The following is a 19,062-nucleotide window of genomic DNA, read 5'->3' as shown; positions in this document are numbered from 1 at the left end:
AAAGTCAGGTGTTCAGCTGCTCTCCTCGGCCCAGGTCCGCCAGTCGTCGAGCACCCCGTGCAGCGACGGGGTGAGCCAGCCCGGCGCGGAGCGCCGGAACACGCCCGGGTCCATCGCGCCGGCGCCGGCGGGCACCGCGCCGAGCAGGTTCGGCACCAGATCGGTGAGGTTGGTCCAGTGCACCAACTCCGGCGTGCTCGGCCAGGCGCCGATCACCACGCCGGCCGGCACCGCCCGGCGGTCCAGCGCCTCCAGCGTCAGCGCGGTGTGGTTGAGGGTGCCCAGCCCGGCGCGGGCGACCACCACGGCGGGCGCGCCGAGCGACACCGCCAGATCCGCCATCGTCCACGGCTCGCCGGACGGGCGCAGCCCCATCGGCACCAGCAGCCCGCCGGCACCCTCGACCAGCACCAGGTCATGCTTGTCGGTCTCGTCGCGGACGGCGTCCACGGCGGTGTACAGCTCCAGCGGCGGCAACTCGGCAACCCGGGCGGCGGCCAGCGGGGCGAGCGGGTCCGGATAGCTCGCCAGGGTGCGGCCGGTGAGCGGGGCCGCCAGCCGGTTGACCGCGTCCACATCGCCCGGCTCACCGCTGGCCGTACCGGTCTGGCCCGGTTTGACCACCGCCACGCGCAGGCCCGCCGCCTGCGCGGCGGCGGCGATCGCCGCGGTCACCACGGTCTTGCCGACCTCGGTGTCGGTACCGGTGACCAGCACCGCCCCCTGCCACCCGCTCACGGGCCAACCTCTGTTCGCGACTGCGGGGCTCGCAACACCGGCTCACTCCTCGCGCTCACGGGCCAACCTCTGTTGGCGACTGCGGGGCTCGCAACACCGGCTCACTCCTCGCGCTCACGGGGCAACCTCGACGATGACGTCCAGGGCACGCTCGAATGCCGCCCGGGGCACCCCCGCGCTGACCGTGAGCCGCAGCCGGGAGCGGCTGTCCGGAGTGGAGGGCGGCCGGAAGCAGCCCACCGCGACGCCCCGGTCCCGGCAGTCGGCGGCCCAGGCGGTCGCCGCCTCCGGCCCGGGGGCGGTCACCGAGATCACGGCCGCGTCCGGCGCGGACACGGTCAGGCCGGCCGCACGCAGCCGCTCGACGGCCAGCGCCACCCGCTCGGCCAGCTCGGCACGCAGATCGTCACCGGCCCGGGCCAGCCGCAGCGCGGCGTGCACGCCGGCGGCGACCGCCGGCGGCAGCGCGGTGTCGAAGATGAACGTACGACCCGTCTCGACCAGGTGCCGGACGAACTCGGCGGGGCCGGCGACCACCCCGCCCGCGCCACCGAGCGCCTTGGACAGGGTCGCCGTGACCACCACGTCCGGTTCGCCGGTGAGCCCCGCGGCGGCGACCGCGCCGGCGCCGGCCGGACCGGTCACGCCGAGCGCGTGCGCGTCGTCGACCAGCAGCAGCGCGCCGTAGCGGCGGGCCACGGCGTGCAGCTGGGCCAGCGGGGCGAGATCGCCGTCGACCGAGAAGACCGACTCGGTGACCACCACGGCCGGGCGACCCGGGGCCACCGCGAGAGCGGCGGCGACGGCCGTCACGTCGGCGTGCGCGGTGACCACGGTCTCCGCGCCGGAGATCCGGCAGCCGTCGATCAGGGACGCGTGGTTGTGCGCGTCCGAGACGAGCAGCGTGCGGGGCTGGACGAGGGCACGCAACGCGCCGAGGTTGGCCAGGTAGCCGGAGGAGAAGACGAGGGACCGGTCGGTGCCCAGCCACTGGGCCAGCTCGTCCTCCAGCGCCTGGTGCGCGTCCGTGGAGCCACGGACCAGGCGCGACCCGGTCGCCCCCAGCCCGTACGCCGACAGCGCCGCCGCGGCCGCGCCGGTGACCTCCGGGTGGGTGGCCAGGCCGAGGTAGTCGTTGCCGGCCAGGTCGGTCATCCCGTCCGCGGCCGGACGCGGGTGCAGCCGCCGGGTCAGCCCGGCCTTCGCCCGCAACTCCGCACGGCGGTCGAGCGCCGCCAGCCAGTCCGCCACCGTCACCCCTTCGCCACCGTCCGCGCCGGTCACGCCGACACCCGCCGGGCGAAATTACCACCCGCCACCACCGGCCCGACGAATCCACTGGCCGCCGCGCTGCTCGTCGCCGCCGCCGAACCGGCACGGTCATCCGGCCAGTGAGCGCTGCTCACACCGGGATCGACCGGCCGGCGGGCCGTTCCGGCTGACCGGGGAGCCTTGTAGGGTACGAGCCATGCCAGAGATCCTCGACCAGGCCCGGACGCAGGTCCTGGGTGACGGCGTCGGCCTCGACGAGGCCGGCGTCCTCGCCGTGCTGAACCTGCCCGACGAGCACCTGCCCGCCGCACTCCAGCTCGCCCACGACGTGCGGATGCGGTGGTGTGGCCCGGAGGTCGAGGTCGAGGGCATCGTCTCGCTGAAGACGGGCGGCTGCCCGGAGGACTGCCACTTCTGCTCCCAGTCCGGCCTGTTCACCTCCCCGGTGCGCTCGGTCTGGCTGGACATCCCGTCCCTGGTCGAGGCCGCGAAGCAGACCGCGAAGACCGGGGCGACCGAGTTCTGCATCGTGGCCGCGGTGCGTGGCCCGGACGACCGGCTGATGAAGCAGATGCGCGAGGGCGTCGCCGCCATCAAGGCGGAGGTCGACATCCAGGTCGCCGCGTCGCTGGGCATGCTCTCCCAGGAGCAGGTCGACGACCTGGTCGACATGGGTGTGCACCGCTACAACCACAACCTGGAGACCTGCCGGTCGTACTTCCCCAACGTGGTCACCACGCACTCCTGGGAGGAGCGCTGGGAGACGCTGCGGATGGTCCGCGACTCCGGCATGGAGGTGTGCTGCGGCGGCATCCTCGGCCTCGGCGAGACCGTCGAGCAGCGCGCCGAGTTCGCCGCGCAGCTCGCCGAGCTCAACCCGCACGAGGTGCCGCTGAACTTCCTCAACCCCCGGCCCGGCACGCCGCTGGGCGACCGCCCGGTGGTGGAGGGCAAGGACGCGCTGCGGGCCATCGCCGCGTTCCGGCTGGCCATGCCGCGCACCATCCTGCGGTACGCGGGCGGCCGGGAGATCACCCTCGGTGACCTGGGCACCCGCGATGGTCTGCTCGGCGGCATCAACGCGGTGATCGTCGGCAACTACCTGACCACGCTGGGTCGGCCGGCGACCGCCGACCTGGACCTGCTGGACGAGCTGAAGATGCCGGTCAAGGCCCTCTCCGCCACGCTGTGACGGCCATGACGACGACGGAGCTGTGGTGCGACCGGTGCGGTGAGCCCGTGCCGGTCGGCACCGCCCACCCGGGCTGCGCGTCGGCCCGCGAGCTGGAGCCGCCCCGATACTGCCACCGTTGCCGCCGTCGCATGAAGGTGCAGGTGCTGCCGGTCGGCTGGTCGGCGGTCTGTGTCGAGCACGGCGAGATCCGGGGCTGAGCCAATGCTGCGAGGGCGGGCGGTGACCCTGCGACCGGCGACGGTCGCGGACGTGCCGGCTCTCGCGGCGATCCGGGCCGATCCCGAGGTACGCCGGTGGTGGCGCGGTGGCGACGACCTGGCCGAGTCCATTCGCGCCGACCTGGCCGACGACGACCTGGCGCTGTACGCCATCGAGCACGACGGCCGGGTGATCGGCGCGATCCAGTGGTACGCCGAGCCCGACCCGGACTACCGGCACGCCAGCCTGGACATCTTCCTCGACCCGGCGGTACGCGGCGCCGGGCTCGGCGTGGACGCCATCCGCACCCTGGCCCGGCACCTCATCGAGGAGCACGGCCACCACCGGTTCACCATCGACCCGGCGGCGGCGAACAGCGCCGCCATCCGCGCGTACGCCAAGGTCGGTTTCCGGCCGGTGGGGGTGCTGCGCCGCTACGAGCGCGGCGAGGACGGCCGCTGGCACGACGGCCTGCTGATGGACCTGCTCGCCGACGACCTCGTGGAGTGAGCGGGCCGGCTCAGCCGTCCCAGTACAGGTGCCCGTCCGGGAGCCGGCGGGCGCCCTCGACGGGCTGGTGCGGGCTGAGCCGACCGTCCGGCATCAGGTGCGCCACCGGCGTCCCGCGACCGAGCACCGCGACGTCGGCGATCAGCCGGCGGTGGCAGCGCCACCAGAGGCTCTCGCTGCACATCACCGCGGTGGTCCGCCCGGCCGCGTCGGCGAGCACCTCGGCCAGCGCCGCGTCGAACTCCGACGTGCGGGTGTACGCGGCGTACGCCCGGAACGCCGCGACCGTCCACCAGGTGTCCGGCTCCGGCTCCCCGGACGGGATGTGCCGGCGTCCGCCCAGGCGCGGCTCCCAGCGGTAGTCGACCCCGATCCCGGGCAGCCACCGCTCGAGTTCCTCCCGCCGGACGTCCGGGTTGGTGCGGCTGGCCGGGTACCGCCGCACGTCCACCACCAGGTCCACCCCGGCCTCGGTCAGCAGCTCGCCCAGCCGCACCCGGTCGGCTGTGCCGTGCCCGACGGTCAGCAACTCCCCCACGACGCTGGCTTGCCCCGAATCCCGACGGCTTATCCCCGGTCCGCGACGTGAGATGTTGGACAGTTACGGTTCCCCATTGACGGCAACTGTCCAAGATCTGGTGGTGCGGGGGCCGGGCGGCAGCGAGACTCCCACGAATGCTGCCCACCGACGATGCCGACGCGCTCGACTGGCTCGCCTTCGAGCAGGCCGGGATCCTCACCACCGGGCAGGCCACCCGCTTGTTGAGCGAGGGGGCGGTGCGTGGCCGGATCCGCTCCGGTCGGTGGCGGTCGATCTGCCGGGGGATCGTGCTCACCGGCAACGGCCGACTCACCCGCGACCAGCACCTCTGGGTGGCGGTACTGGCCACCGGCCCGGGCGCGGTACTGGCCGGCGTCACCGCCGCCGCCGAGGCCGGGGTACGGGGACTGCGACGCGAGCCGCTGCACGTGCTGGTACCGGCCGCCCGCAGGGCCGCCCGGACCACCCTGCGGCGGCTGCCGATCGACATGCCCGCGGTCCTGGTACATCGCACATCGATCCTGCCGCGGGCGCATGTCCAGCGCGCCCGGCCGCCGCGCACCACGACGGCACGGGCGCTGGTGGATGCGGCTGGCTGGGCGGCCGGTGTGGACGAGGCACAGGCGCTGCTGGCCGCCGGCTGCCAGCAGCGCCGGGTGCTGCCGGAGGAATTGGGCGCCATGCTCGACGTCCTCCCCCGGGCACCCCGCCGGCGGCTGATCCGGCAGACCGTCGATGACATCACGGGCGGCGCACAGGCGCTGTCCGAGATCAACTTTTTACGGCTCTGCCGGCGGCATCGGTTGCCCGCTCCGGACCTGCAGGAACACCGGGTCGACGCGGCGGGCCGTAACCGCTGGTTGGACGCGTACTGGCGGGAGTGGCGGGTGCAGGCGGAGATCGACGGCGCGCACCACATGGACGCCCGGCAGTGGGCGGCCGACATGCGCCGGCAGAACGACATCTGGACCAGCGGCGACCGTATTCTGCGCTTCCCCGCCTGGCTGGTCCGCGCCCGCCCCGAGGAGGTCGCCGACGCCGTCCGGCGCGCCCTCATCGCCGCTGGCTGGACCCCCGAGCTGACGCCGGGGCGTACCCGGGCATGAATCTTGGACAGTTACCGTTCCCCGCTGACGGCAACTGTCCAAGATCTCAAATCAGGCGAGCGTGCAGGCGGTGCCGTTGAGGGTGAAGGCGGTGGGTTTCGGGTTGCTGCCGGTGTGCGTGCCGTTGAAGCCGAAGCTCACCGACGCTCGCGGGGCCACGGTGCCGTTGTAGGAGAGGTTCGTGGCGGTGACCGCCGTGCCGGCCTGGCTGACCGTCGCCGACCAGCCCTGGCTGACGGTCTGCCCGCCGGGGAAGCTGAACCGCAGCGTCCAGCCGCTGATCGCGGTGGCGCCGGTGTTGGTGATCGTCACGGTGGCGGTGAAGCCGGTGCTCCAGTCGCTGGTGGCGTACCCCACCGCGCAGGCGCCGCCGACCGGCGGGGGCGCGGTGGTCACCGTGACCGGCGCGGACGCCGCGGAGGTGTTTCCGGCCGCGTCGACGGACACCACGTGGAACTGGTACGCGGTCGAGGCGGTCAGCCCGGTCACGGCCAGCGTGGTGGTGGTCGGCGAGCCGACGAGCGCGTCGGTGGCACCGGCCTCGCGGTAGACGCGGTACCCGGTGACGCCGACGTTGTCGGTGGACGCCGCCCAGCTCAGGGTCACTCCGGTGGCGGTGACCGCCGAGGCGGTCGGGGTGCCGGGCGCGCTGGGCGCGGTGGTGTCGGCGCTGCCGGCCGGCGGTGTGGTCACGCTGAGCACCGGCGAGGCGGCGGAGGTGTTGCCGGCGCCGTCGCGGGCCACCACCGTGAACTGGTACGTCCGCTCCGGCAGCAGCGTCGAGATGGTGAGCGTCGTGCCGGTGACGGGTCGGATGACCACCACGTCCTTGCCGACCAGGAACTCGCGGACCTCGTAGCCGGCCAGTCCACTGCCGCCGCTGTCGGTGGACGCCGCCCAGGTCAGGGTGACCGACCTCGGTGTCAGCGCGGATGCCACCGGGGTGCCCGGTACGGTCGGCGCGGTGGTGTCCGGCACGGACGGCCCCGGCTCGTCTCCCCAGACCCGGGTGGTGCCGGAGTAGAGCGGCACCTTCCGGTTCGGCCCGGCGGTGGCCTGGTACGACGGGTCGTTGGTCGGGTCCCAGGTGCCGCCCTCCGGCACCCCGATCTTGAACTGGACCTCCATCCGGTGCTGGGACTGCCCGGCGGGGGCGATGGTGTGCCCGGTGCAGTCGACCTCGACGTACCAGATGTCGCCGCTGAACTGGCGGGCGGTGGTCGGGGACGGGCAGCCCTGGGTGTAGCCGGGGGTGACCTGCACCGGCCCGGCGCCGTCCGGGCGGAAGTAGTACCGGAACCGGCCGTCGGTCAGGGCCCGGGCCGGGAACGCGGACCTGTTGTAGATCATCACCTCGAGCCCGGTGGCCCGGGGCTCGGCCTGCATGACCGTGGTCTCCACGGTCAGCTCGTCGATGTCCGGCGTCTCGGCCACCGGGAAGCCGGCGAGCGGTCTGCCACCGTACTCGGAGACCAGCCGGACCAACGCGGAGGTGAAGCCGGCGTTGTAGTCGGTGGCCACCTCGTTCATCACGTAGTCCGACCGGCTGTCGGTGTACGCGTCGTTGGCCGCCGACGGCCCGCCGACCAGCGCTCCGTAGAGGGTGTGCCGGGTCTCGACGGGCACCGTCTGACTGTCCCACCAGGAGCCGTGCGCGGTGCGGTGGTGCGGGTTGCGCGGGGCGTTGGCGCCGAAGCCGATGACGTAGCTGGAGTTGCGCGGGTTGTCGCCGAGCGCGTAGTTGATCTGCCGGACGGCGAAGTCGTGGTAGCGCGCCTTGCGGGTCGCGTCGGTGGTCCGGTCGCTGTAGACCAGCGCGGCGAAGGAGGTGTTGGCCGCGTAGCGCAGCGCGCCCCAGGAGTCGAGCACCGCCATCCCGCCCGGCGAGTAGGGCACCCGCTGCCCGTCCACGCCGACGGTCCAGTAGTCGAGCCAGCGGTTGGCGTCGTCGACGTACTTCTGCTTGCCGGTCAGGTTGGCCAGCAGCACGTACGCGCCGAACTGCTTGTTGTCCCAGGCGATGGTCCACTTGTAGGAGCGGGTGCTGGACTGGTTCTCGGTGCCGAGCTTGTCGTACTCACTCTCCGCCTTGGCCAGGTAGCTGGCCTCGCCGGTGGCCCGGTGCAGCCAGATCGCGGCCCAGACCAGCTCGTCCTGCCAGCCGCTCCAGGAGCGGTAGAAGCTGGTCGCGTCGGTGATGCACTCGTGGTAGGACTTCCGCACCGTGTCGGCGAAGGTGTAGAGCTGGCGGGCGTGCCCGAGCAGCCGGGCGGCGTAGGCCGCGTCGGTGGGCCGGAACACCATCGAGGAGGCGGCCATGGCGGCCGCCGTCTCCCCCGCCAGGTCCGCGCCGCCGCAGCTCGCATCGATCTTGTACGCGGGCCGCGCCATCGGCAGCACCTCGGCCGGGCCCCACCACTTGTGGTCGTCGTCGCCCTTGCCGACCTGTCCGTAGAGGACGTTCGGCGCGGGGTGCGCCTTGATGAAGTAGTCGTTGACGTAGCGCAGGTTGTTCAGCAGGTGCGGCAACTGCCCGGACGCGGTGTAGCCGCTGCGGTACTCGACCGCGCCCCACGCGAGCATCGTCGCGCTGAACGCCATCGGGAAGCCGAACTTGACGTGGTCGCCGGCGTCGTACCAGCCGCCGGTGAGGTCCAGGCCCACGTCGGCGCCGTCGGTGAGCGCGCTGTCGCCGCGCCAGGAGACCCTGTTCCAGTCGGGCAGCCGGCCGGACTGCTGCGCCTCGTAGAAGAGCAGCGACTTCTGCAACGCCTCCGCGTAGTTGAAGGCCGGCGCGGCGGACGCGGGCCCGGACGGCGGTACGGCGACCGCCAGGGCGACCCCGGCGATCAGCGCGACGCCGGCGGCCAGCAGCCGGCGCGGCCAGGGCTGGTCGGTTGCCGGTGGCCGGTAGCGGCCGGGGTGGCCGGGGACCGGCCGGGTGGGGTGGCGCATGGCGTCTCCTGTCGGAGGCGCCGCCAGCGGTCGCATCGACGCGGGACGGCGTCGGACGGCACGGCCACTGGCGACGGGGAGGTGGCGGCATGTGACCATGGAAGCGCTCCCATGGATAGTCGCCAATGTAATGTGCCCACCGCCGGTTGGGAAGACCGCCGCGCGCACCTGATCCGCTTCGGCGGCCGGTACGTACTGACGGGTAACCCGGCCGACGACGCCCGGAGCTAGGTCACATCATCGATATCTGTTGATGAGTCTGTCGACATGTCCCCTGCTGGGACGGTGTACGTCGGCGTGGGATTCCGCGTCGTACGAGCGCGACGGCGTCCAGCCAGACAAACGTACTGTTGCTGACCCGCTACCCGGCGCGGGACAGTACCGATCACCAGCGGTGCCATCGACGCCGCCGCTCCCCGGTCAACCCTGAGGAGAACGCGATGGCACTACGACTCGCCGAGGGCACCGCATGGTCCGAGGTCCTCGCCCGCGCGGTGGCCGCCACCCCCGAGGCGTTCGGCGCCGAGGTCGACGGCGTCACCACGCTGCACAACCTGGTCGAAGGCGACTGGCGGGCCGTCGGCCGCCCCGCGCCGGTGCGTACCCCGGTGGACAACACCGTCGTGATCAACCTTCCCCGGCTCGACGCCGACACCGCCCGCGCCGCGGTCGCGCACGCTGCCGCCGCGCACCGGGCCTGGGCGCAGACCCCGCTCGCCGACCGCAAGGCCCGGGTCGTCGACGCGTTGGACGCGCTCACCGCCCACCGCGACCTGCTCGCGCTGCTGCTGGTGTGGGAGATCGGCAAGCCCTGGCGGCTGGCCTGCGCCGACGTGGACCGGGCGCTGGACGGCGTCCGCTGGTACGCGGGCGAGATCGACCGGATGCTCGCCGACGGCCGCGAGCCGCTGCCCGGCCCGGTCAGCAACATCGCCTCGTGGAACTACCCGATGAGCGTCCTGGTGCACGCCGAACTGGTCCAACTGCTGGCCGGCAACGCGGTCATCGCCAAGACCCCGTCCCAGGGCGGCGCGGTCTGCCTCACCGTCGCGCACGCGCTGATGCGCCGGGCCGGCCTGCCCGCCACACTCGTCTCCGGCGGCGGCGAGGAACTGTCCGAAGTGCTGGTCCGGGCACCGGAGATCGGTGCGGTGGCGTTCGTCGGCGGACGCTCCAACGGCGGCAAGGTGGCCGCCGCGCTGCTCGACAGCGACAAACGGCACTTCATCGAGCAGGAGGGCCTCAACGCCTGGGGCATCTGGAACTTCTCCCAGTGGGACCTTCTCGCCGCGCACCTCAGGAAGGGCTTCGAGTACGGCAAGCAGCGCTGCACCGCGTACCCCCGGTTCGTCGTGCAGCGCGACCTCGTCGACGAGTTCCTCGACATGTACCTGCCCGTGGTTTCCTCGATCCGATTCGGGCACCCGCTCGCGGTGGACGAGACCTGGACCGCTGGCGACCCGCTGCCCGAGCTGGACTTCGGGCCGCTGATCAGCGCCGCCAAGGCCGACGAGTTGCACCGCAAGGTCGACGAGGCGGTCCGCGGCGGCGCGGTGCCCCTGCACCGGGGCAAGCTGACCGGCGCGCCGTTCCTGCCCGGGCAGGACACCTCGGCGTACGTGGCACCGGCGGTGCTGCTCGCTCCGCCGGGCCGCTCCCGGTTGATGCACGCCGAGCCGTTCGGGCCGGTCGACACGATCGTCGTGGTGGACACCACCGACGAGTTGCTGGCCGCCATGAACGCCTCCAACGGCGCACTGGTCGCGTCGCTGGCCTGCGACGACACCGACGAGGCCGGCAAGCTCGCCGTGGACCTCCAGGCGTTCAAGGTGGGCATCAACAAGCCGCGCTCGCGGGGCGACCGGGACGAGCCGTTCGGCGGGCGGGGCGCCTCCTGGAAGGGCGCGTTCGTCGGTGGCGACCTGCTGGTGCAGGCGGTCACCGTCGGCGGCGACAGCCGGCTCTACGGCAACTTCCCCGACTACAGCAGCTACCCCGCCACCTGACGTGGTGTACGGAGAGGGGCCCCTTGCCAACGCGAGGGGCCCCTCTCCACACCGGACCCGCCGACGTACGGTCGAGAGATGGCCATCATTGAGCAGCTCTCCCTGGGCGTGTCCGACGCCGGGCGGGCGGCGACGTTCTGGGCGGCCGCCCTCGGCTACCGCCGCCGAGCGCCCCGATTCGACGGCGACGACTGGATCGTGCTGGAGCCGCCACCTGGGGTGCCGGGCATGGCCATCGCGATGGACCTCAGCGAGAGCCCGGTGCAGGAGTTCCCCCGGCTCCACATGGACCTGGACGCCGGCGAGCGCAGCCTCGACGAGGAACTCGACCGGTTGCTCGCCCTCGGCGCCCAGCGGGTGCACTGGCGGCACTACCCCACCGACCCACACCCGACGGAGCCGCCGTACGTGGTGCTCGCCGACCCGGAGGGCAACCGGTTCTGCGTGTCCGGCCGCCGCGAACCCCCGACGCCCTGACACACCCCGGCCGGACCCGTCCTATCCGCCAGGCGTCGAGAAGGTGCCCGTCCGTTCCGCGGTGAGCGGGACGGTGAGGCTGAGCAGGGTGCCGTCACGCTCAGCCGAGCCGGGTAGGTCCAGCCGGCGCAGGGTACGCAGCATCGGGGTGTTCTCGGCCTGGACGTGCAGCACCAGCGCCGCGTACCCGGCCCGGTCGGCGTGCCGGGTCAGCCGGCGCAGCAGCGCCGAGCCGAGCCCCCGCCGCTGCCAGTCGTCGCGCACCAGCAGCGCCACCTCGGCCTCGTCGCCCTCACCGAGCAGGTTCGCCATCGCGACCACCGACTCCGCACCGTCGTCGTCGGTGGCCGTGGCGATCAGGGTCAGCCCCCTGCTGGGCTCCAGCAGCCGACGCAACCGGTTCGGCTGCGGCACCGCCGCCCCGCCGAGGTAGCGCCGCTGCCGGCTGCGCGGCGAGCACCCCTCGTGCAGGTCCAGCACGCCGGACAGGTCGTCGGCGCAGGCCGGCCGGACGGCGAGCTCGGCGCCGTCGGGCAGCACCAGGGTGACCTGTTCGGAGGCCCGACGCGCCACGGTGGCGGCCAGCTCGACCAGTGCCTGCGCCCGGGCGTACTCCGCCGGGGTGAAGGCGGGTGCAGCCCGGCGCAGCGCGAACGAGCCGCCCGCCGGGTCGGCCAGCACCATGCTGGTGCCCGCGATCCCCCGGTCGGCCGGGGTCGGGGCCGGCCGCCAGCTGACCGAGTCGGCGCCGAGCAGTGTGGACAACGCCTCGCCCGTCGCGTCCGGGTCCCGCACCAGCCGGTTGGCCAACGCCAGCACGCGGGTGGGCTGGTCGGCCAGGCCGCGCGCCTCGCTGCGCGCCACCCAGCAGTCCCGCCCCCGCCCCCGCTCGACGGCGGCGATCAGCTCCGCCTCGCCGAGCGCGTCCGGCGCGTCGACGAGGAAGTCGTCCACCGCGCCCCGCTCGGTGGGTTGCACGTGCACGGTGAGGATGTTGACCCCACGCAGCGCGAGGCTCGCCGTGAGCACCGACAGGTAACCCGGCCGGTCGTCCACGGTCGCTCGGATCCGCCACAACGTCATGGTTGGCTCCCTTCCCCGGTACGAGCCTCGCCCCCGGCTGTTGCCGCCCGGTTGCTGGTCCGTGACGGCCCGGGAACTCCTCGGGCCCCCGCTCAAGGGCCGGCGACCACCGGGGGCGCGCCGACCAGGTCCAGCCGGTCGCCGAGGATCACCGCGCTGGCCCGGACGAGCTGCGTGAGCCGGTCCACCTCGGTGCTGTGGAACGCGGCCGCCGAGAGGGTCTCGCTGTGCTCGCGGGCCACCACCAGGACCAGGCCGGCCCGCCCGAACGGCGCGATCGCGTGGTGGGTGCCGTCGGGGGTGGTCATCGACCGGCCGCGCAGCGGGGTCACCTCCGGCAGCCGCAGCGGTACGGGAGTCCGCCAGCTCGCGTGCCCGACCGTCGCCCCACCGGTGCCCCCGGTCCGCGACGCCCAGTCCACCGGCACCACGGCGGCGACCGCCCAGTCGGCCGCCAGCAGCCCGGGTACCGCGTCGACCAGCGTGGCCAGCCCGTCGGCCGGGTTCGCCGCGACCTGCGCCAGCAGCTCCGCGTCCTGACCGGTGGTGGTGGGCGCGCCGATCGCCCGCCACACGCCGTCGACCCGCACGCCCGGGATCGCCGCGAGACCGGCCAGCAGCCGCTCCACCCGCGCCGCGCCCGGCCAGACCACCGTGAAGTCGTCCACCGCGCGCCCCCCGAGCCGCTCCAGGACGACCACCTGGACGATGTCCGCGCCGGACACGCCCAACGTGCGGGCGACCTGGCCGAGGGTGCCCGGACGGTCCGGCAGGGTGACCCGAACTCGCAGCAACATGTCTGTCCCTCCGCTCGGCGGGCCGGCGGTGGCGGCCGGCAGGCTGGTCCCAGCCTGGGTGTTGACCATTTCGTCCCTGTTGCAGAGGCATGTCCCGAGGGGAAAATCTGACCTTGACAACGTGAGCGGGCTGCCATCAACTAGTCGGATGACCGATCCGGCCGTCGACGCGCTCCGGCCGGGGGCCCTTCCGGCGTCCCCCGCCGGCCTGGACCTGGACCGGCTCGCCGGCTACCTGGCGGACCACCGCCCCGAGCTGGCCGTCGCGCCGCTGCGTGCACAGCTGATCGCGGGCGGCAAGTCCAACCTCACCTACCTGCTGCACCTCGGCGACCGCGAGGTCGTGCTGCGCCGGCCGCCGCTGGGGCACGTGCTGGCGACCGCGCACGACATGGCCCGCGAGTTCCGGGTCATCTCGGCGCTCGCGCCGACCGAGGTGCCGGTGCCGGGTGCCCTGCTGCTCTGCACCGAGCCGGAGGTGATCGGCGCACCGTTCTACCTGATGGAGCGGATGCCCGGCGAGGTGTTCCGCACCCGCCGGCAGACCGATCCGCTGGGCGACGAGCGACGGCATGCCCTGGCCATGGCGATGATGGACACCCTCGCCGCGCTGCACACCGTCGAACCGGCGGCGGTCGGGTTGAGCGACTTCGGCCGCCCCGAGGGCTACCTGGCCCGGCAGGTCCGCCGGTGGGCCGGGCAGCTCGACCGGTCACGCAGCCGCCCGCTGCCCGGCATCGACGAGCTGCGTGACCTCCTCGCGGCGACCGCGCCGGAGGGCGCGAACGCCGGCCGGATCGTGCACGGCGACTACCGGCTGGACAATCTCCTCGCCTCAGCCGACCCGGTCGCCGTGCACGCGGTCCTCGACTGGGAGATGGCCACCCTCGGCGACCCCCTCGCCGACCTGGGGCTGCTGCTGACGTACTGGGACGTGCTGGGTGACAGCGAGACGGCCGCCGGCAACCCGGTCGCCGACGGGCTCGGCCCGCGCGCCGGCTTCCCCACCGGCGCCGAGCTGATCGACCGGTACGCCGGGCGCAGCGACGTCGACGTCGGGCCGCTGCACTGGCACGTGGCACTGGGCTGCTTCAAGCTCGCGGTCATCTGTGAGGGCATCCACTACCGCCACACGCTCGGGCAGACGCTCGGCGAGGGCTTCGACCGGATCGGCGAGATGGTGGCACCGCTGGTCGCGCACGGGCTGACCGCCGCCAGGGAGCGGTGATGGACTTCTCGTACGACGCCCGGACCGAGGAGCTGCGCGACGAGCTGACCCGGTTCCTGACCGAGCACGTCTATCCGGCCGAGGCCGTGCACGCCGAGCAGGCGGCCACCGGCGACCCGTGGTCGCGTACCCCGGTGCTGGCCGAGCTGAAGGCGGAGGCCCGCAAGCGCGGCCTGTGGAACCTCTTCCTGCCCGACCCGCGCTACGGCGCCGGCCTGACCAACCTCCAGTACGCTCCGCTCGCCGAGCTGACCGGGCGCAGCCCGCACCTGGCGCCGGAGGCGGTCAACTGCGCGGCACCGGACACCGGCAACATGGAGCTGCTGGCCGAGTTCGGCTCGGAGGCGCAGCGGGAACGCTGGCTCATGCCGCTGCTGGAGGGTGAGATCCGCTCCGCGTTCTGCATGACCGAGCCGGACGTCGCGTCCTCCGACGCCACCAACATCGCCACCCGGATCACCCGCGACGGCGACGAGTACGTCATCAACGGACGCAAGTGGTGGTCGTCCGGGGCGATGGACCCGCGCTGCGAGATCTTCATCGTGATGGGCAAGACCGACCCGGGCGCCGACCGGCACCGCCAGCAGAGCATGGTGCTGGTCCCCCGGGACACCCCCGGCGTCACCGTGCGCCGGGGCATGACCGTCTTCGGCTACACCGACGGCACGCACGGCGGGCACGCCGAGATCGACTTCACCGACGTCCGGGTGCCGGCGGAGAACCTGATCGGCGCCGAGGGCACCGGCTTCGCCATCGCCCAGGCGCGGCTGGGCCCCGGCCGGATCCACCACTGCATGCGGCTGATCGGGATGGCCGAGCGGGCCTTGGAACTGCTCTGCCGCCGGGCCAACGAGCGGATCGCGTTCGGCCGGCCGCTGGCCGAGCAGGGCGTCGTCCGGGAGTGGATCGCCGAGTCGCGGGTGCGCATCGAGCAGTCCCGGCTGCTGGTGCTCAAGACGGCCTGGCTGATGGACACCGTCGGCAACAAGGGCGCGCACACCGAGATCCAGGCCATCAAGATCGGCACCCCGGCGATGGCGGAGTGGGTGATCGACAAGGCCATCCAGGGGTACGGCGGCGCCGGCGTCAGCCAGGACACTCCGCTGGCCGCCCTGTGGGCGCAGACCCGCACCCTGCGCCTCGCCGACGGCCCCGACGAGGTCCACCGCTCCTCCCTCGCCAAGCGGGAACTCCGCCGCTGGACCCCCACCCCCGCCTGACCCGCGCACCGCGCACCGCGCACCGCGCACCGCGCACCGCGCACCGCGCACCGGAAGATCGTGCTCGATCCTGGATGTAGTGGCCTCCCACGCCCCCGACACCACTACATCCAGGATCGAGCGTGATCATGCCCGCCCAACCCTGTCGATCATGAGGTTGGCGGGCGGATCTGCCCGAAATGTCTCCCGTCAACCTCATGATCACCCGCGAGGGGCGGGCCCCGGCCGAGCGGGCCGGGGGCTGGGCCGGGAGGGCGGGCCGGGAGGGCGGGCCGGGAGGGCGGGCCGGGAGGGCGGGCCGGGAGGGCGGGCCGGCCCGGCGGAGCGTGCGGTTTAGGCGGAGGCGCGGTGGATGAGTTGGGTGTCCAGGAGGATGTGCGGGGCGGGGAGGTCGTCGCCGCGGATCCGGGCGACCAGCAGCCGGGCCATCTGCCGGCCCATCTCCTCCACCGGCTGGAAGACGGTGGTCAGCGGCGGGTCGGCCTGCCGGGCGATCGGCGCGTCGTCGAACCCGATCACCGCGACGTCCTCGGGCACCCGCCGGCCGGCCTCGCGCAGCGTCCGTAGCGCGCCGAACGCCATCAGGTCGGACGCGACGAAGACGGCGTCCAGGTCCGGGCAGGCGTCCAGGAGCCGGCGCATGCCGGCCGCGCCGCTGCCCTCGCTGAAGTCGCCGTACGCGATCAGGTCGGGGTTGACGCCGGCCCCGGTGGCCTTGACGGCCTCGGTGTAGCCGGCGAGCCGGGCCAGGCCGGCGCCCATGTCCTGCGGGCCGGCGATGGTGGCGATGCGTCGTCGCCCCCGGCCGGCCAGGTACTCCACGGCCTGGCGGGCGCCGCCGACGTTGTCCACGTCGACGAACCAGGCCGGCTGGGCGCCGGGTTGCAGCATGCGGGCCGGCCGGCCGCCGAGCACGGCGGGCAGGCCGCGCTCCTCCAGCAGGGTCGGCAGCGGGTCGGAGTCGTGCAACGACAGCAGGAGTACGCCGTCGACGTGCTGGTTGGTCAGGTGGTGCTCGACCCGCTCCCGCTCCACCGGTGACTGGGCCATGGCCAGCCAGAGCTGCATCGGCGTCTCCAGCAGGCCGGAGCTGATCCCCCGCACGATGCCGGCGAAGAACGGCTCGGTGAAGACCCGTTCGCCGGATTCGGACACGACCAGCGCGACGGAGTCGGTCCGCTGTGTGACGAGCGCGCGGGCCGCCCGGTTCGGCACGTACCCGAGCTCGGCGATGGCCTGCTGGACCGCGGCCCGGGCCTCCGGGCTGACCTGGGGCGAGCCGTTGACCACGCGGGAGACCGTGCCCCGCCCGACGCCGGCGCGCGCCGCGACCGCATCGAGGGTCGGGCGCCCGAGCGACCGGGTGCGCTGCGTTGTCATCGTCTGCTCCTCCGACGGCGGGCGGGCCCGGTGCCACCTGCGGGAGGTGGACACCAGGACCGCCCTGATGGCTGGCCCGAGCCTATTGTGCGGCCAGACCGTTGCGTCGGATCACCGAGGCGTACCACCTGGCACTGGACTTGGGGATGCGGACCTGGGTGTCATAGTCGACGTGGATCATGCCGAACCGCTTGGTGTAACCCCAGGCCCATTCGAAATTATCCATCAGTGACCAGGCGAAGTATCCCCGCAGGGGCACCCCGGCGTTGATCGCCTCGTGCGCGGCGCGCAGGTGGGCGTCGAAGTAGGCCAGCCGGTCGACGTCGTCGACCTCCCCGTCGACCACCGTGTCGACGAACGCGGAGCCGTTCTCGGTGACGTAGAGCGGCAGGTCCGTGTACTCGTCGTGCACCCGGCGCAGCGTCTCGACCAGGCCCGGGGCGTCGATCTCCCAGTTCATGTCGGTGACCGGGACGCCCCGGGTGACGAACCGGACGTCCTCGCTGCCGGGCCAGCAGGAGGGCGCCCGCCAGTACGGCTCCGGCTCGGCGCCCTCGACCGGGGCGGCGACCACGTGCCGGCTGTAGTAGTTGATCCCGACCAGGTCCAGCGGCGTGGCGATGGTGGCGAGGTCACCGTCGCGTACGTGGTCGAAGTCGGTCACCGTGCTCAGGTCGGCCACCAGGTCTTCGGGGTACGACCCGCGCAGCAGCGGGTCGAGGAAGAACCGGTTGGCCAACCCGTCGATCCGTCGGGCGGCGTCCACGTCGCCGGGGGCGTCGCTGGCCGGGTCGACCGGGTAGAGGTTGACGGTCACGCCCACCTCGGCGCTGGGCCGGGCGGCACGCAGCGCCTGCACGGCCAGGCCGTGCCCGAGCATCAGGTGGTGCCCGGCGCGGACGGCGTGCGCCCCGTTCGACCGGCCGGGGGCGTGCGCCCCGGAGCCGTAGCCGAGGAACGCCGAGCACCACGGCTCGTTCAGCGTGGTCCAGTAGCGGACCCGGTCGCCGAGCGCGTCGGCGACCAGCGTGGTGTAGTCGGCGAAGCGGGCGGCGGTGTCCCGGGCCGGCCAGCCGCCGGCGTCCTCGAGCGGCTGCGGCAGGTCCCAGTGGTAGAGGGTGAGCCACGGCTCGATGCCGTGCGCGAGCAGCTCGTCGACCAGCCGGCGGTAGAAGTCCAACCCCTGCGGGTTGGCCGCGCCGGTGCCGCCGGGCTGCACCCGGGGCCAGGAGACCGAGAAACGGTACGACTTCAGCCCCAGCTCGGCCATCAGCGCGACGTCGTCGCCGAGCCGGTGGTAGTGGTCGCAGGCCACGTCGCCGGTGTGCCCGGCGACCACGCGGCCGTCGGTGTGGCTGAAGGTGTCCCAGATCGACGGGGTACGGCCGTCCTCGGCCGCCGCGCCCTCGATCTGGTACGCCGCGGTCGCGGCCCCCCACAGGAAGCCGGGCGGGAAGGTCAGCCCGGGGCGCTCGTCGAGGACGCCCACGGCGGGCGGGCTGGCGGGGTTGCTCACGACTTGACGGCACCTTCCATGATCCCGCCGATGATCTGGCGGCCGAACACGATGAACACGATGACCAGCGGAACGGTACCGATGGCCGTGGCGGCGAACACCTGGGAGTAGTCGGTGTAGTAGGCGTACGAGAGGAAGGAGAGCGAGACCTGCAGGGTCGGGTTCTCCGGGGTGAGGATGGCGTACGGCCAGAGGAACGAGTTCCAGGTCTCCATGAAGGTCAGCAGACCGAGGACGCCGGCGGCGGGACGCAGCGCGGGCAGCACGATGCTCCAGTAGATCCGGAACGTGCTCGCCCCGTCGACGCGGCCGGCCTCGATCAGCTCGTCGGAGATCGCCTGGCTGGCGTACTGCCGCATCATGAACACGCCGAAGGCGCTGACCAGGAACGGCACGGTGACCGCGTAGAGGGTGTCGTACCACCCCAGGTCCTGCATCATGCCCCAGAGCGGGATGAGGCCCAGCTGGGTCGGGATCATCATGGTGACGATGATCGCCAGCAGGAGAGCGTTACTGCCCCGGAACCGCAGCTTGGCGAAGGCGAACCCGGCCAGCGAACCGGTGAGCACCACCGACAGGGTGACCACCGAGGAGACGATGATCGAGTTCAGCATGCCGGTGAGGAAGTTGGCCGCGTCGTTGTCGAGCACCCGTCCGAAGTTGTCACCGAACGCTCCGCCGGGGGTCAGCGGCGGCGGCACGTCGTTGATGGAGTCCAGGCTGCGACTGCCGATCACCATCATGTAGTAGAACGGGTAGATCGACAGTAGCGCCGCCAGGACGAGCGCCACGTAGGTCAGCGGGCTGGTGCGCCACAGGCGCTGGGAAGCCGAGATCATC

17 protein-coding genes are annotated in these 19,062 nt (G+C 73.2%); 8 read left to right on the top strand and 9 right to left on the bottom strand.

Going from position 1 to position 19,062, the window contains the following annotated elements; translation table 11 throughout:
* Positions 1-12: 12 nt before the first annotated feature.
* Together bioD and AB0K07_RS07470 are read right to left on the bottom strand one after the other, a co-directional pair.
* Complete coding sequence (gene bioD / locus AB0K07_RS07475; protein ID WP_363752764.1) at positions 13-717, bottom strand: dethiobiotin synthase; 705 nt, start codon at positions 715-717, stop codon at positions 13-15.
* Positions 718-852: 135 nt separating this feature from the next.
* Positions 853-1,989 (bottom strand): 8-amino-7-oxononanoate synthase, encoded by a 1,137-nt coding sequence (locus AB0K07_RS07470; RefSeq protein WP_363752762.1) that lies wholly within the window; start codon positions 1,987-1,989, stop codon positions 853-855.
* Between the two features lie 217 nt (positions 1,990-2,206).
* Here AB0K07_RS07470 and bioB point away from each other — a divergent pair, with 217 nt between their 5' ends.
* From bioB to AB0K07_RS07455, 3 genes are read left to right on the top strand one after another with little or no spacing between them, the layout of a single operon-like run.
* A complete protein-coding gene (gene bioB / locus AB0K07_RS07465; RefSeq protein WP_109816669.1) occupies positions 2,207-3,202 on the top strand; it encodes a biotin synthase BioB in 996 nt (331 codons plus the stop codon).
* A 5-nt stretch (positions 3,203-3,207) separates the two neighbouring features.
* Positions 3,208-3,402, top strand: a complete 195-nt coding sequence (locus AB0K07_RS07460; protein WP_363751760.1) for a hypothetical protein — start codon at positions 3,208-3,210, stop codon at positions 3,400-3,402.
* 4 nt (positions 3,403-3,406) lie between these two features.
* A complete protein-coding gene (locus AB0K07_RS07455) occupies positions 3,407-3,913 on the top strand; it encodes a GNAT family protein (RefSeq protein ID WP_363751759.1) in 507 nt (168 codons plus the stop codon).
* A gap of 10 nt (positions 3,914-3,923) precedes the next feature.
* Here the strand turns inward: AB0K07_RS07455 and AB0K07_RS07450 are convergent, their stop codons facing one another.
* Positions 3,924-4,451 carry a DUF488 domain-containing protein gene (locus AB0K07_RS07450; protein ID WP_363751758.1) on the bottom strand — a complete coding sequence of 176 codons (528 nt, stop codon included), beginning with the start codon at positions 4,449-4,451 and terminating at the stop codon, positions 3,924-3,926.
* 137 nt (positions 4,452-4,588) lie between these two features.
* On the opposite strand from AB0K07_RS07450, the gene AB0K07_RS07445 reads away from it, so the two are divergent.
* The gene (locus AB0K07_RS07445; protein WP_363751756.1) at positions 4,589-5,560 is read left to right on the top strand and encodes a hypothetical protein; all 972 of its coding nucleotides are present in this window, start codon (positions 4,589-4,591) and stop codon (positions 5,558-5,560) included.
* 51 nt (positions 5,561-5,611) lie between these two features.
* Here AB0K07_RS07445 and AB0K07_RS07440 read toward each other — a convergent pair whose 3' ends face one another.
* On the bottom strand, positions 5,612-8,515 hold the full coding sequence (locus AB0K07_RS07440; RefSeq protein ID WP_363751755.1) for a glycoside hydrolase family 9 protein: 2,904 nt from the start codon (positions 8,513-8,515) through the stop codon (positions 5,612-5,614).
* Positions 8,516-8,955: 440 nt separating this feature from the next.
* Here AB0K07_RS07440 and AB0K07_RS07435 point away from each other — a divergent pair, with 440 nt between their 5' ends.
* Complete coding sequence (locus AB0K07_RS07435; protein WP_363751754.1) at positions 8,956-10,521, top strand: aldehyde dehydrogenase family protein; 1,566 nt, start codon at positions 8,956-8,958, stop codon at positions 10,519-10,521.
* Positions 10,522-10,599: 78 nt separating this feature from the next.
* Complete coding sequence (locus AB0K07_RS07430) at positions 10,600-10,998, top strand: VOC family protein (protein WP_363751753.1); 399 nt, start codon at positions 10,600-10,602, stop codon at positions 10,996-10,998.
* Positions 10,999-11,019: 21 nt separating this feature from the next.
* Here the strand turns inward: AB0K07_RS07430 and AB0K07_RS07425 are convergent, their stop codons facing one another.
* Both AB0K07_RS07425 and AB0K07_RS07420 read right to left on the bottom strand, forming a co-directional pair.
* On the bottom strand, positions 11,020-12,081 hold the full coding sequence (locus AB0K07_RS07425; RefSeq protein WP_363751752.1) for a GNAT family N-acetyltransferase: 1,062 nt from the start codon (positions 12,079-12,081) through the stop codon (positions 11,020-11,022).
* Between the two features lie 92 nt (positions 12,082-12,173).
* A complete protein-coding gene (locus AB0K07_RS07420) occupies positions 12,174-12,878 on the bottom strand; it encodes an amino acid-binding protein (protein WP_363751751.1) in 705 nt (234 codons plus the stop codon).
* Positions 12,879-13,026: 148 nt separating this feature from the next.
* Here AB0K07_RS07420 and AB0K07_RS07415 point away from each other — a divergent pair, with 148 nt between their 5' ends.
* Complete coding sequence (locus tag AB0K07_RS07415; RefSeq protein ID WP_363751750.1) at positions 13,027-14,106, top strand: phosphotransferase family protein; 1,080 nt, start codon at positions 13,027-13,029, stop codon at positions 14,104-14,106.
* The gene (locus AB0K07_RS07410; RefSeq protein WP_363751749.1) at positions 14,106-15,326 is read left to right on the top strand and encodes an acyl-CoA dehydrogenase family protein; all 1,221 of its coding nucleotides are present in this window, start codon (positions 14,106-14,108) and stop codon (positions 15,324-15,326) included. Before AB0K07_RS07415 ends, AB0K07_RS07410 begins: the two co-directional genes overlap by 1 nt.
* A 333-nt stretch (positions 15,327-15,659) precedes the next feature.
* Here the strand turns inward: AB0K07_RS07410 and AB0K07_RS07405 are convergent, their stop codons facing one another.
* The 3 genes from AB0K07_RS07405 to AB0K07_RS07395 form a co-directional block, all read right to left on the bottom strand.
* Positions 15,660-16,706: a LacI family DNA-binding transcriptional regulator gene (locus AB0K07_RS07405; RefSeq protein WP_363751748.1), complete on the bottom strand. Its 1,047-nt coding sequence runs from the start codon at positions 16,704-16,706 to the stop codon at positions 15,660-15,662.
* Between the two features lie 82 nt (positions 16,707-16,788).
* Positions 16,789-18,222 (bottom strand): GH1 family beta-glucosidase, encoded by a 1,434-nt coding sequence (locus AB0K07_RS07400; protein WP_363751747.1) that lies wholly within the window; start codon positions 18,220-18,222, stop codon positions 16,789-16,791.
* Complete coding sequence (locus AB0K07_RS07395) at positions 18,219-19,061, bottom strand: carbohydrate ABC transporter permease (protein WP_363751745.1); 843 nt, start codon at positions 19,059-19,061, stop codon at positions 18,219-18,221. The genes AB0K07_RS07400 and AB0K07_RS07395 overlap by 4 nt, the downstream gene beginning before the upstream one ends.
* Position 19,062: the final 1 nt, after the last annotated feature.

This window comes from Micromonospora sp. NPDC049301 (assembly GCF_040678715.1).
GTDB lineage: Bacteria > Actinomycetota > Actinomycetes > Mycobacteriales > Micromonosporaceae > Micromonospora.
Note: the sequence above shows the minus strand (reverse complement) of the source record. Positions and strands in the feature narration are given on the sequence as shown.

What these genes read in the sequence shown, in the direction of transcription:
- bioB (WP_109816669.1), top strand. Translation starts at nt 2,207, where the DNA reads ATGCCAGAGATCCTCGACCAGGCCCGGACGCAGGTCCTGGGTGACGGC.
- AB0K07_RS07460 (WP_363751760.1), top strand. Translation starts at nt 3,208, where the DNA reads ATGACGACGACGGAGCTGTGGTGCGACCGGTGCGGTGAGCCCGTGCCG.
- AB0K07_RS07455 (WP_363751759.1), top strand. Translation starts at nt 3,407, where the DNA reads ATGCTGCGAGGGCGGGCGGTGACCCTGCGACCGGCGACGGTCGCGGAC.
- AB0K07_RS07445 (WP_363751756.1), top strand. Translation starts at nt 4,589, where the DNA reads ATGCTGCCCACCGACGATGCCGACGCGCTCGACTGGCTCGCCTTCGAG.
- AB0K07_RS07440 (WP_363751755.1), bottom strand. Translation starts at nt 8,515, where the DNA reads ATGCGCCACCCCACCCGGCCGGTCCCCGGCCACCCCGGCCGCTACCGG.
- AB0K07_RS07435 (WP_363751754.1), top strand. Translation starts at nt 8,956, where the DNA reads ATGGCACTACGACTCGCCGAGGGCACCGCATGGTCCGAGGTCCTCGCC.
- AB0K07_RS07430 (WP_363751753.1), top strand. Translation starts at nt 10,600, where the DNA reads ATGGCCATCATTGAGCAGCTCTCCCTGGGCGTGTCCGACGCCGGGCGG.
- AB0K07_RS07425 (WP_363751752.1), bottom strand. Translation starts at nt 12,081, where the DNA reads ATGACGTTGTGGCGGATCCGAGCGACCGTGGACGACCGGCCGGGTTAC.
- AB0K07_RS07420 (WP_363751751.1), bottom strand. Translation starts at nt 12,878, where the DNA reads ATGTTGCTGCGAGTTCGGGTCACCCTGCCGGACCGTCCGGGCACCCTC.
- AB0K07_RS07415 (WP_363751750.1), top strand. Translation starts at nt 13,027, where the DNA reads ATGACCGATCCGGCCGTCGACGCGCTCCGGCCGGGGGCCCTTCCGGCG.
- AB0K07_RS07410 (WP_363751749.1), top strand. Translation starts at nt 14,106, where the DNA reads ATGGACTTCTCGTACGACGCCCGGACCGAGGAGCTGCGCGACGAGCTG.
- AB0K07_RS07405 (WP_363751748.1), bottom strand. Translation starts at nt 16,706, where the DNA reads ATGACAACGCAGCGCACCCGGTCGCTCGGGCGCCCGACCCTCGATGCG.
- AB0K07_RS07395 (WP_363751745.1), bottom strand. Translation starts at nt 19,061, where the DNA reads ATGATCTCGGCTTCCCAGCGCCTGTGGCGCACCAGCCCGCTGACCTAC.